8 protein-coding genes are annotated in these 12,873 nt (G+C 70.3%); all 8 read right to left on the reverse strand.

The window, feature by feature from the left end; all coding sequences use genetic code 11:
- Positions 1 to 125: 125 nt before the first annotated feature.
- Positions 126 to 2,297, reverse strand: coding sequence for a TerD family protein (locus OG906_RS01645; protein ID WP_329439226.1), 2,172 nt, complete (start codon positions 2,295 to 2,297; stop codon positions 126 to 128).
- A 79-nt stretch (positions 2,298 to 2,376) separates the two neighbouring features.
- A complete protein-coding gene (locus OG906_RS01650) occupies positions 2,377 to 3,036 on the reverse strand; it encodes a DUF5825 family protein (RefSeq protein ID WP_329439228.1) in 660 nt (219 codons plus the stop codon).
- Positions 3,037 to 3,058: 22 nt separating this feature from the next.
- Entirely contained in the window at positions 3,059 to 4,960 is a 1,902-nt protein-coding gene (locus OG906_RS01655) for a RiPP maturation radical SAM C-methyltransferase (protein WP_329439230.1), read from the reverse strand.
- 127 nt (positions 4,961 to 5,087) lie between these two features.
- On the reverse strand, positions 5,088 to 5,216 hold the full coding sequence (locus tag OG906_RS01660; protein WP_329448216.1) for a hypothetical protein: 129 nt from the start codon (positions 5,214 to 5,216) through the stop codon (positions 5,088 to 5,090).
- Positions 5,213 to 7,048 carry an alpha/beta hydrolase family protein gene (locus OG906_RS01665; protein WP_329439232.1) on the reverse strand — a complete coding sequence of 612 codons (1,836 nt, stop codon included), beginning with the start codon at positions 7,046 to 7,048 and terminating at the stop codon, positions 5,213 to 5,215. The genes OG906_RS01660 and OG906_RS01665 overlap by 4 nt, the downstream gene beginning before the upstream one ends.
- Positions 7,045 to 8,304 carry an MFS transporter gene (locus OG906_RS01670; protein WP_329439234.1) on the reverse strand — a complete coding sequence of 420 codons (1,260 nt, stop codon included), beginning with the start codon at positions 8,302 to 8,304 and terminating at the stop codon, positions 7,045 to 7,047. The genes OG906_RS01665 and OG906_RS01670 overlap by 4 nt, the downstream gene beginning before the upstream one ends.
- A 413-nt stretch (positions 8,305 to 8,717) precedes the next feature.
- Entirely contained in the window at positions 8,718 to 10,166 is a 1,449-nt protein-coding gene (locus OG906_RS01675) for an oxygenase MpaB family protein (protein WP_329439236.1), read from the reverse strand.
- 208 nt (positions 10,167 to 10,374) lie between these two features.
- On the reverse strand, positions 10,375 to 12,585 hold the full coding sequence (locus tag OG906_RS01680) for a M4 family metallopeptidase (protein ID WP_443067345.1): 2,211 nt from the start codon (positions 12,583 to 12,585) through the stop codon (positions 10,375 to 10,377).
- Positions 12,586 to 12,873 lie beyond the last annotated feature (288 nt).

The following is a 12,873-nucleotide window of genomic DNA, read 5'->3' on the forward strand; positions in this document are numbered from 1 at the left end:
GCCGTCCCGCGTACAGGCGGGACGGCCGGAGGCCTCAAGTCGGTGGCGAGGAAAGCGAAGGGACTAGTTTCAAGGAGTGTGGAGAAGGAAGCCCCTTCATGGCCTCGCCACGGACACGCTAACAGTCAGGCGGGGATCAGGTCACGCAGGTTTTCGGGAGTGACGATCCGCGACCCCGGGTGCAGGCCGGCGGGGCGCTCCAGGCCGATGTAGGTGACGGGTCCCGCCGGAACCGTCTCGCCGTCCCACAGGGTGACGGTCGTCGCGCTGCCGGTCATCAACTCCGTGAGGTGGCGCACGGTGAGATGCTCGCGCTCGACGATGGCGCGCAGCAGCGTCGCGACCGTCACCCGGTTGCCCTCGACCCTGTTCGACGACGGAGTCCCCTTCAGGTAGAGGTTCAGCCACTTGGCGCGCCACCGGCCGTCGGAACCGCGCAGGAAGACCAGCGGCAGGGCGACCCGGCCCGGACCGCGCAGTTCCGACTTCATGCGTACCGTGCGCGGCTCGAACGGGCGTCCCTCCTGTTCGCCGTCGCGCAGCATGAACCCGAAGAACGACTCCTCGACCTCCTCGAAGCCCTCTCCGGAGAAGATGTTGATCTGCGGAACGATGCAGGCGGCGCGCACAGCGCCCAGACGCAGGTTGATGAACTCCGAGGCTCCGTCCGGCGCGTTCGTGATGTCGCCGGAGTGCTCGCCCTCGACCCCGCGCAGATGGGTGTACGACAGCCAGGAGGCGGTCGAGTAGTCGGCGTTCAGGAGCGCTGCCGACAGGTCGTAGTCGGTGGAGTGCTCGCTCTGCTTCCAGTACACGAAGAAGCGCAGCAGTTCTCCGTCGACGCGGGACACCGAGCCGCGCGGCAGTACGCCCAGCCCGGACGCGGTGGCGTTGCCGCTCAGTGGCAACGCCACGTCCAGGACGTCCGGGTCGATCAACAGATGGGCCGCGGCGGGCAGCCGGCGGCGCAGCTCGGCGTCGAGCGCGGCGATCAGCCGCTTGCGCTCGGGCGCGTACACCGGTCGGCGGTCGTCTTCGGCGACCCAGGCACGGCCGAGGCGGTTGACGAACACGCGCTGCTCGCCGGTCTCCCGCTCACGGTTGTGCAGGTGCTGACGCACGGACAGCACGACCCGGCCGGAGACCTCGGGGACGACCTGCTCGGCGGCGGCCACGACGACGTCGCGCTCGTCCTGGGTGAAGGAGTCGCGCAGCAACTGGTCCAGGGATCGGAAGAGCTTTCCCGGTGCGGCTTTCAACAGCTCGGCCGCGGCGGTGGTGTCGCCCCGGGCGAGCAGGTCCTCGACGCGGCTGTCCAGGGAGCGCGCCGTCTTCTCGCCGCGGGCGACGGCGAACACGTCGGCCGCGTGCGGCCATTGCGGGTACTCGTGCGGGTGGAGCCGCTCGCCGAGCCGCTTCCACCGCTCGCGGTGGGCGTGTACGTCGGCGAGCTTGGCCGGCGACGCGGCGACGACCGCGTCCAGGCCCGCGAGCAGCGCCCGGCGCACCGATCGGGGCACGGTGCGCAGCCGCGTCGGCTCCCGCAGCGTGACGTCGCCCCCCACAAGCGCGCACGCCAGACGGAGCACATCGGTGACCGTGTCCAGCAGCAGGCCCGCACCGGCCATCAGCCGGGCGTGGTTGACCACGGCGCGGTTCTCCCGTACGGGGATCTCCTCGGGCTGCGGCCCGTCGGCACAGTGGCCGGCGAGGACCCCCAGGTCGTGCAGGCCGTCCTCGCCGAGTGGGGTGGTGCTGCCGGCCAACGCCAGGTAGAGGGAGGAGATTTCGGCGTCGAGGGCGCCGCCCGGGTGCAGGACCGTCACACGGTGCCCCGCGGCGGCGATCAGCTCGTCGTGGTGGGCGAGCATCTCGGCGTAGGTGTGCCGGACGTTTCCGTACGACGGGAGGGTGAGCAGGTTCACCACACCGGCGCTCAGCTGCTCCAGCGTGCTCGCGCGCGTGGTGTCGTCGGCGAGCGCGTCCCGGATGCACCGCATCCAGAAGTCGAGGGTGTTCGGGACGTTGGCGGGGAAGTCGATGAAGTACGCGTTGTGCCGGACGTGGTCGCCGACCATCTCCCGGACGATGCCCAGCGTCCGTACGGCGGTCTCCACGACGGCGCCCTCGGAGAGCCCCGACAAGTGGGCGAGCAGCTCGGCCGAGAGCTTGAAGCCCACGGACATCAGCGCGGCGTCGAACTGCTGCGCCGCGACGGCGCCTTCCCCGACGGGTCCTGTGGGGCAGGGGATGCGATGGGTGTGCCGGATGACCAGGGGTTCGAGTCGGTGGACCATCCCGGGATGATCCCAGGCCGGTGCGAACGGCCGCACCCGGTTTTCCCCCGCACCCGCCCGGGCGGAGTCGGCCCGGGGATCAGATCACCAGCGGTGCCTCCGACCAGCGGCGGACCCGGTACGGGGCCCACCAGAGGCAGTCGCCGAAACGGAGGACGAGAGTCTCGTCCATGAGGTCGTCCAGGATCGGCCCCGGGATCGCGTCGGCGCGGGCACCGTCGACAAGGGTCGCGATGGCCTCGTGGTAGTCCGGTTCGTCGATGGTGAAGCGGCGCAGCTCGCCGTAGCGCCGGTCACGTACCTGGATGAACCCGGGGCCGTACCGGAAGATGCACTTGCAGATGTAGTACGCGTTGCGCCACGCGAGTGCCGTCGCGGCCGGGTCGGCGGTGCCGAGGACGGCGGTCGGCGGGTGGAGATGGCCGTAGTGACGCCAGGCCTCGGGGTCCGGGCCGGTGTGGAGCTGCCAGTCGACCGAGATGGCCAGACTGGACAGGTCGCCCACGAAGCTGAGCGCCCGGACCGACCAGGCGGCGTCGGCCGCGTCCGTCACGTCGACCGGGCGAGGGAGGGTGACGTGCCGGGCCCCGGCGGCGAAGAGCCGCCGGGCGGCCTCGCCGCCGGCCATGTCGATCTCGTAGCGGCCCAGGGACATGTCGGGCCGTGTGCCCACCTCGGGGTCGTAGTCCCGTGAGGCGGTCACGGTGAAGGGTTCCGTGCCGGTGAGTGCTGGTGTCATCGTCGTCCCTCTCGGGCAGTCGTCAGGCGGTCGTCGCGGCGAGTTCGCCGTCGCGGGCGGAGGTGTGCCGCATGAAGTCGATCCGCAGGAACTCCTCGTTGAGCGCGGGGGGCGCGATCTGCACGAACTGGCCGTTGTCCTCGAAGACCACCCCGAGCGCCCGCCACCGCCGCAGTACCTCCCGTAGGGCGTCCTCGCCCACGTGGTGCTCCTCGTGCAGCTTGCGGGCGGCCGCCTTCACCGTGTGCGGCTGGTCGAGGAGCCGGAACAGGGCCAGTTCGAACGGGTCGGTCAGTTCCAGGTGCGTCCAGTCGAACGCGCGCCGTTTACTGACGAGGACGATCCGGTCCTCCAGATCGCAATGGGTGAGACGGCTGCCGGCGTAGTTCCGCTTCCAGTGCGCGATGCCTTCGTCGAGGCGGTCGACGACGTCCTCTCCGATCCCGCGGGGCGGCACGTCGAAGACGTACGCCAGGTCGAACATCTCGGCGTCGGGGAGATCGTAGGTGAGCCGGTACGGTTCGGCGGCGCGCAGTTCGGAGAAGCCGAGCCCGGGGTTGTTGAAGTACGGGCTGAACCGCTCGATCGCGATCCGCGAGGACGGGCCCACGGGCGGGTTGAGGTGCTCCAGCGAGGCGAGTTGGGCCACCACGTCGTCGTAGTCCTCGACGTCCTCGCCGGGGAAGCCGTGCAGGTAGTTCCAGGCCACCGAGAGGCCGACGGTGGCGGCGTCTCGGAGCATCCGGACGTTCTGGCCGCCGGTCACGCCCTTGTCCATCAGCGTCAGTACCCGACTGTTGAGGCTCTCGATGCCCGGCTGGACGAAGATCAGGCCGGCGTCGGCGAGGGTCTGGAGCTGGCCGCGCCGCATGTTGGACTTGATCTCGATGTGCATGCGCAGGTCGAACCCGCTGTCGATGATGCGCGGCAGCACCGTGTTCACGTACCCCATGTCCAGGATGTTGTCGACGACGTACATGTCCAACACCCGATGCTTGCGCGCCAGTTCGATGATCTCGTCGTAGAACACGTCCGGGCTCTTGCTGCGGAACTGCATGAAGGAGCCGTTCAGCCCGCAGAAGGTGCAATGGTGCTTCTCCCCCCACCAGCAGCCCCGTGCGCCCTCGACCACCAGCTTGGGCTCGACCCAGTGCCGCGCGTGGGAGGTGGCGAGCCGCTCGAAGTAGCCCGCGTAGTCCGGCGGCAGGATCGAGGCGGGTGGCAGCGGTTTGGTGCTCATGGCGTTGACCACGGAGGCGCCGTCCGCGGCGCGCCGGCACAGCCCGGGAACCTCTGACAGCGGCTCGCCCGCGTCCAGCGCCCTGAGCAGCGCCGGGAAGGACACCTCGCCCTCGCCGCGCAGGACGTAGTCCACGAAGGGGAAGTTGCGGTGCACGGTCTCGCCTTGCTTGCCGTCGCAGTTGGCGCCGCCCATGGCCGTCACGATGTGCGGTGCGAGGCGCTTGACGTACTTCGCGGCCGCCAGGGCGGCGGTGTTCTGCTGGAACGTGGAGGTGAAACCGACCACGTCCGGGGCGAGTTCGACGATGCGCTCGGCGATGTACCGGACGAAATCCGGCGCGGTCGCGTGCAGCGCCTTCGTCATCTCCATTCGGGCACCGCGTACTCGGCTGCTCATCGCTGCGGTGAACTCGGGAACCCTCCACTGGGGGTCGTCGTAGAGGGCGGAGGAGAACACCCAGTCGCCGCAGCCCAGGAAATAGGAGCCGAGTGCGTAGTAGGAATAGTCCTCCAGGGTGAATTCCGTGTTCTTGGTGATCCAGTCCACGTATTCGATATTGGCGTGGAGAACGTCCGCCGCACCATGGGGGACCCGCTCGTCGACGCTGCGCTTGAGAATTCCGAGGGCCAGCGACGGGAGATCGATCGGGGCCCAGGGCATGTTCACCAGGAGTACGCGCATGGCTGGCCTCTTCTCATGGGATCGGTGCACGTGGTCGTCGGCTGTGAGGCCGGTTCCGGTCGGATCCGCCGGGGTCCGGGCCGGTCGGGGCCGGTCGCGCAACGGGTGCGGGGCCGGCCCCTTGGTGCTACTTGTCCTCGTCGTCCATCTCTTCCGCGGAGCGGAGGTAGACGACGACGCCGACGCCCGGCTTGCGGCTCTCCTCGTCGCCCTCGAGCGGGTCGCCGTGGATGATGTCCTTCTGCATGATGTTCACCCCCTCTCCGGGTGCGGGGACGGCTCGGCCGGTACGGACGCCGAAGGCAGCCCGCGGCCGAGAAATCTGAGGGATCGCCGGATCACGGCCAGGTGGTCGGCCCCGTCGTAGCCGTCGTGGCCCGAGTCCAGCCACAACAGCTCGTGGGCCACACCACCCGCGCGCAGCACGGCCAGGTACGCCTCGACCTGTTCCGGCGGGCACTTGGCGTCCTGCCGCGCGGCGACGATCAGCAGCGGGGAACGGATCGCGGCCGCGTACGAGGACGGGGAGGCGTGGGCGTAGGCGTCGGGCACCTGGTCCGGAGTGCCGCCGAACAGCGCGGTGTCCAGCGCCTGGAGGGCGGGCGTGGAGTGCCGGAAGGCCGTCACGCAGTCGGCGAGCGGTTTGACGGCCACCCCGACGTTCCACAGGTCCGGACGGGTTCCCATGGCGAGGAGCGTCAGGTAGCCGCCCCACGACGTGCCGCACAGGCCGACGGCGCCCTCGCGACCGATGCCCCGCTCCAGCAGCTCGGCGCGGGCCCGCACCAGGTCGGCGACCTGGGTGTGGCCGACGCCCTCGGAGTAGGCGGAGCGCCAGCGCGGCCCGTAGCCGGTCGAGCCGCGGTAGTTGACGCGGGCCACGGCGTAGCCCGAGCCGACGAGGGTCTGCACCATGGGGTCGTAGGCGTCGCGGTCGTGGTCGGCGGGGCCGCCGTGGACGAGGAAGACCAGCGGGTGCGGCGCGGGACGGTCGGCGGGTGTGGTGACGAAGGTGTGTACGGGGCCTTCGGGGCCGGGCGTCCACAGGTCCTGGCGGTGACCGAAGCGGGGAAGGCGCCATTGGCTCTGCCCGGGCAGCGGCGCACCCGACAGGGACAGCGCGCGCGGTACGTTCACCGCGTCGGTCCAGATGAAGTGCACGTCACCGTCGGCGGCCGGTGACGCGTCCAGGATGCTGCCCTCCGGGGTGGGCACCGGGGTCAGCTCGCGGCGGTCCAGGTCGGCGGTGAACAGCCGGCTGCGGCCATGCCGGTCCTGCCGTACCAGGACCCGGGCGCCACCCTCGCCCGGGTACCAGCGGGCGGTCGTCTCCGTGTCGAACGAACACCAGGACAGAAGCTCCAGTCCGCGCCCGGGGGCCCAGGTACCGAGGTGGTAGCGGCCGGCCCGTTCGCGCATGACCAGCAGCAGGGTGCGGCCGGGCGTCGGTTCGGGTCCGCGGGACGGCGTCGGAGCGGGTGTCGGCGCGAAGCCGAGCGCCCAGGTGCGTTCCCTGGTCCCGGACAGCACCGCGACGGTCGTCCCGTCCGGGGTCAGCAGTGTCACGGCGTGGGCGGAGTGCGCCGGTCCGGACACCGCCAGCAGTCCGCCGCCCGGCGCCAGGTCGCACAGCGTGCCGGAACCCGTCGCCTGCAGGACGCACGTGCCGGTGCCGCCGCGCCGCCCCATGTGGACGCCGAGTCCTTCGGGGGTCCGGATGCCGACGGCCACCGTGCCCCCGGCCGCCAGCGCCAAGCCCGCGGGCCGCCCGTACGGCACCCCGGCCAGCGCCGGACGGTCCGGGCCGCCGTCGAAGTGTCGGGTGCGCCACGCTCCGCTGCCGCCGAGGTCCTCGTCGAACCACCACACGGCCTCGTCGTCGTCGATGGCGCACAGCAGTGTGCCGTGCGGGCGGTCCGTCAACTGCCTTTCCACGCCGCTGGAGCGGTCCCAGGCGAAGATCTCGCACCGGCCGTCGGCGTCCCCGGTGTACACCATCCGGTGCGGGTTCCCGGGGCTGGTCACCGGCAGCACGGGTCGGTAGACGCCGTAGGTGCGCGTGGTCGCCTTGGACGGGGCCGCCGTCACGGCACCTCCCGGACCACGAGCCCGGCCCTGGCGGTCGCGTACAGCGCCAGACCGGCGAACGCGCCCGCGCAGCCCAACGCCACCGCACGCCCCCCGTACGCCGTCACCAGGACCCCTGCCGCCAGTGGCGCGAGCACCGCGACTCCTTGGCCGGCGGTGCCCAGCACCGTCCCCATACGGGCCAGCAGCCGGTCGGGGGTGACCAGCACCGCCCGCGTCTGCAGTACGACCACCACGGACGGCACGATCAGCGACACCCCGCTCAACAGCAGCCCGTAGGCCCAGGTCCGGGACGCGAACGCGAGCCCCGCCGCCGTGGGCACCATGGCCCACGACGCGCCCGTCACGATCCGCGCGGCCGGGACCCGCCGCACCAGCCACGGCGCGGCGAGCGCGCCCAGCAGTCCGCCGACGCCCGCCAGGGTGAGGATGAGTCCGATCGCGGAGGGGCCGGCGCCCCGGGCGTGAGAGGCGAACACCGCGTGGAAGTACAGCGCGCCGAGCAGCGCGTTGATCCCGGCGGTCCACACCACGACGAAGCGCAGGAAGGGTTCGGCGCGCACGAAGCGCAGTCCTTCGGCGAGGTCACGGGTGAACGACGCGGCCGGCCCGTCCCGTTCGGGCGTGAGGTCGGTGCGGATCGCCTTGCTCAACGCCGCGACCAGCAGGAAGGACGCCGCGTCCGCGAGCAGCGGAACCCACCGGGCCAGTTGGTACAGCACGCCGCCGAGGGTCGGGCCGACGATCTGCACCGCCTGGTCCCGGGCCTGTAGGTGTCCGATCGCCCGGGCGTACTCCTGGGGCGGCACCAGCCGGCGGATCGTCCCGGAGGCCGCGGCCCCGTACGTGGCACTGGCCGCCTGCTCGATCACGGCCGCGACGAGGACGTGGGCCAGGACGACGTGGCCGAGAGCCACCGTCACGAACACCGATCCCATGGCGCCCGCCGCGACCAGGGCCGCCGCGCACATCATGGGCTTGCGCGGCCATCGGTCGGCGAACACGCCCGCGACCGGCGACACCACCAGTCCGCTGACCAGCGCCACCGTCGCGACGAGGCCGGCGAGGCCCGCCGGATATCCGGCGCCCAGCAGAATCAGTGGAAGGAAGAGGGAGGACGCGCAGGTGCCGAGACCGTCTATGGCACCCGCCGTCCAGAAGAGCAGGAAATCCCGTCTACGGAACGGGGATAAGGGCGGGTCTTCGGATAAGTCAGGGCCGGAAGGTCGTAAATCCTCCTCGGCCTCGTCCCTCAAGAATCCTGCTCGGAGGGTATTGCCGACGCGAACGCACCCACAATGCCCCCTGTAATTGGGCGGACTTACGGCCGTCGAGGGAAGCGATCGTATCGAACAGAGACACCCGTCACAACACCCGCGTTCGAATGGAATTCTTGATCAAGGAATGGGGTTATCGGGGGCGCCGAGCCGCTCGCCGACGTACGTCTCCGACGAGTCTTGGACTGGCCCACCGGACACCGCGGCCCCGGCAAGATCCGAAAGAGACGGCCTGGTGCTGTGGCCGGATGGGTTTGCCGGGTCGCGGTGTCCGGTGCGGTGCATCGCAAGGCGGAGGACTGCCGCTTGTACTGGACGTACGTGGGCGGTTCGACAACGCGGCGAGGTGCCGTGCGGGCGCCGTGACACGGTGAACCTTTCCGGTCACCGCACTAGGGGCGTCCGAGGAGTTGACTGCCGGCCGTGTTGTCGGAGCGGGCGGTGAAGTAGTCCGTGAAGGCCTGGACGAATTCGTCCTCGGTGATGCGGCCGTCTCCGTCGTGGTCGAGCTGCCGGAAGCCGTGATTGAGTTCGGCGGGGTGGACCCGGGAGCCGCCGAAGATCGTGCGGTACTCGTCGGCGCACAGGTGTCCGCTGCCGTCGATGTCCGCCGCGTGGAAGACCGCACGCACCGCGACGTGCAGTCCCTGCTCAAGGTAGGAGGGTTCCGTTTCGATCCCGGTGAGCATGGCGGTGACGAACTCCTCGCAGGTCACCTGTCCGTCCCCATCGGCGTCCGTGCCGGACCGCAGCTGCTGCCACCAGGTCTCGAAGGCGGCGTAGACGGGGGCTTCGCGTTCCGGGGCGAGTTCGAGCGGCCAGCAGACGTTGTGCGCCATGGCCTGCAGATCGGCCGAGGTGATGCGGCCGTCGCCCGTCTGGTCCAGGACCTGGCGGAAGAACGTCCGCAGGCGCGCCGGGCGGGAATCGGCACCCTTGCGGCGGCGGGGTGCGGGAAGCCGGACGGGGCTTGCCTCCGGCGGCGCGGAGGGATGGTCGCCGGAGGCCGTGGGAGGCTGCGGGGTCGAGGGGATGCCGTCCAGTGGGCTGCGGTAGCGGCGGTGCTCGGGCAGCACGTCCATCAGCACGCGCATACCGCGGTGCAGGATGAAGGACAGCAGGGCCGCGCGGCGGGTGCGGGGCAGGTCGAAGCGCGCGCGGAAGGCGTCCGGCAGGTCCGCGACGGTCAGGGCACCGATCGTGTGGGCGGCCACCGTGCGCACGAGCGGCCAGGCCGGCTTCAGACGCCCGAGGCGGCGGGGTGCGGGGGCTTCACGGAGCATGTCGAAGAGCAGGTAGTGCACGGGTTCGCTGTACTCGAGGCGCTCGCGGATCGTGCGGTCCATGTACGCGGGCACGTCGGCGGCCGTGGCCGGGAACAGGTCGTCCTCCAGGCCGAACTCGCTGCACACCGACCGGAATTCTCCGTACATCTGATCCAGTTCAGGCGGCGTGAGCGGGCGGCCGGACAGTTCCCGCATCGCCGTCATGCACTCGTACAGGGTGACCAGCACCCACACCCGCACCGCCGGGTCCGACGCCGTGAACGGCCTGCCCTGCTCGTCGGTCCCTGCCAGCCGGCGGTGCGTGCGCTCCAGTCGGGCGACCTCGCGGCGCAGCCCTTCACGGTCGGAGAAGAACAGCCGCTTCCCGCTGTCCATCGTGTGCTCGATGCGCCGCCACGGGTGTGCGCGGTAGGTGGAGAAGCCGGCCATGCCGGCGGCGACCGCCGGATCCGCGGTCTGCAGAACCAACAGCCGCCATGCCACCAACCCGATCCGCCACTCCCCCAGCGTGCGGCGCAGCAGCGAATCGGGACCGGGAAGATCAGCGGTAGCCAAGGGAACGTCTCCTCAAGCACGTGCGCGGGAAGGGGCGGGGGACGACCGGAAGAGGGATCATCCGGCTATCCGCCCGGCTCAACGGCCGTACCGGAATCCGGGAGCGGCCAACCGCACGAGTTCACCCGTCCGGGAATCGCCTCGGGGCACTGCCAGGCGAGCACGACACGGCGGGGGGGGAGAGACGGTCGTCAGCGGGAGCGAAGGTTCAGGGGTGCATGGTGAGTGCGGTGTCGTCGATCAGGAAGTAGGTCGGCACGGCCAGATCCTCCGTGGCGCTGAACTTCAGGGTGACGTACCGGCCGGCGACGGAACCGAGGTCGATCGTCCCCTGCACGTAGTCGGCGCTCGCGTTCAGGTTCGAGTACGTCGCCAGAGGGACGCCGTTGACCTGGACGTTCAGCGTGTCGTACGGGACGGTCCCGCTCTCCTCGTTGGTGACGACGCGTAGCCAGAAGGTGGCCGTGGCCTTGCAGCCGTAGGGAACGTAGACGGTCTGCGTGATGGATTCCGTGGTCGTGCCTCCGTTGCCGCCGAGCAAGGCCTTCCACGAGCCGGTTCTCGACGGGAGCCAGGAGTTGTCCTTGGTGATCAGCGACGGGTCGTTGTTGGTGTTCCATGCCGTGCCACCCGATTCGAAGCCCGCGTTGTCGAGCAGTTGCGTGGTGGTGCAGTTGCCCGGGGTGTAGACGAGCCAGGTGAACGAGACCGTGTCGAGGGCTTTGGCGGAATCCTCGACGGTGAGGGTGACAGTCGTGTTGCCGTCCGTGGTGGGTGTGCCGGTGATCTTGCCCGTCGAGGGGTCGAGGGTCAGGCCGGCGGGCAGGGCCGTGGCCTGGTAGGTGAGTGTTGCCCCGGGATGGCTGGTGACGGCCTGGATCTGGAGGTCGACCGGCGCGGTGGTCGTGGACACCTGGTTGCCGGGGTTGGTCAGGGTGACTCCCTGGACCATGCGTGGTCCGACGTTGACGGCGGCCCAGGCATTGCCGACGTTGTTGTAGACGACTCCGTTCTTCCCGTACAGATCTGCGGCCGCCTCCAGTGTGGCGGTGCGTGCGGCGGCGTAGTCGGTGCTCGACGTCATGTAGGTCGTCAGTGCCCTGAACCAGATCTTCGCGGCGGCTTCGCGACCGATCGGGTTGACGGGCTTGCCGTCGTGGGTCGGCGAATCGTAGTTCACGCCGTTGACGAGCTTGGCCCCGCTTCCTTCGGAGGCCAGGTAGAACCAGTGGTTGGCCGGTCCCGAGGAGTAGTGGACGTCGAGCTGGTTGATGTTCGGGTACCAGTGGTCGGCGGAGTCACCGTCCTTGGAGGGCTTGTCCATGTAGCGCAGGGGGGTGCCGTCGCCGTTGAGGTTGATCTTCTCGCCCTCGAAGTAGTCGCCGGGGTCGGACGGGTTGTTCGCCCAGAACTCGACCGCGGCGCCGAAGATGTCGGAGGTGGCCTCGTTGAGTCCGCCGGACTCCCCGCTGTAGCGCAGGCCTGCGGTGGCGGAGGTGATCCCGTGGGACATCTCGTGCGCGGCCACGTCGATCGAGGTGAGCGGGTTGGTGTTGTAGGCGCCGTCGCCGTAGGTCATGCAGAAGCAGTGGTCCCACCAGAACGCGTTGGAGTACGCGTTGCCGTAGTGCACCCGACTGTAGGCGGCGACGCCGTCGTTCCTGATGCCGGTGCGGCCGTGGACGTCTTTGAAGTAGTCCCACGTCAGTTGGGCGCCGTAGTGCGCGTCCACCGCGGCTGACTGGTTGTTGCCCGGGCTGCCGTCGCTCCAGACGTCGTCGGCATCGGTGAACAGCGTGCCGGGCGCCTCGTCGTCGTCGACGTGGCCGAGGTCAGTGGTGCTGTTGCCTCCACGGGTGTCGTCCTTGAGGAGGTGGTTCCCGGCGGAGCCCGAGGTGCCGAGGGTGACGTGCCCGTTGTACTGTCCGTGGCCGGTGCCGTTCATGACGGCCTGGTACGCGAAGATCTTGTCGCCGGTGTTCGCGTCGGTGATGACGTGCAGCTCGGAGGGGGCGCCGTCGCGCTGCCGGCCGCCGACGACGGTCTCCCAGGCCAGGGTGGGCTGACCGGAGGCTGCCCAGACGACCTCGTGCGGGGGCTTGGCTTCCGCGGACTCGATGCCGTCCGCCTCGGCCCGGCCCTCGGCGAAGGACCGCGCGGAGCCGGCTGTCTTTCGGGCCGTGGTGGACGGGAGCGAGATCGTGGCGGTGCTCGCCTTCGTGACGCCTTTGACGCCTCCGGCCGGTGTCGTGTGGACCACCAAGTCGCCGCCGAGCACGGGCAGTCCGGCGTAGGTACGGTCATAGCGCGTGTGCAGGGTGCCGTCGGCGTCCTTGGAAACGGACTTGGGTACGAGCACCTCACGTTGGCCCAGCCCCAGCGCTTTCGCCGTGCCCGCCGAGTCGGCGGCATCGGCCAAGAGCGTGGCACTCTGAGCTGCGGTCAGTCGAACGTTCGTGGCGCCCGCACGCGCTTCGACGGTGGCGGGCTGCGCGGCGGGAGGGGCGGCGGCGCCTGGGACGGCGGTGGCAGTGGCAGTGGCAGGTAACCCGACCGCGATCAGGGCGGCGCTTGACATCAGCGCGCCCGTTGCGGCCATTTGACGGAAAGTACGTCTCAACGTGACTCCTGATGCGCAGGGGCCGACAGTCGTCGGCCTGAGCGGTCCAGGCGGACCGGACATGGCCCGCCCGGGCGGAGCAGGTGG

This window comes from Streptomyces sp. NBC_01426 (assembly GCF_036231985.1).
Classification (GTDB): domain Bacteria; phylum Actinomycetota; class Actinomycetes; order Streptomycetales; family Streptomycetaceae; genus Streptomyces.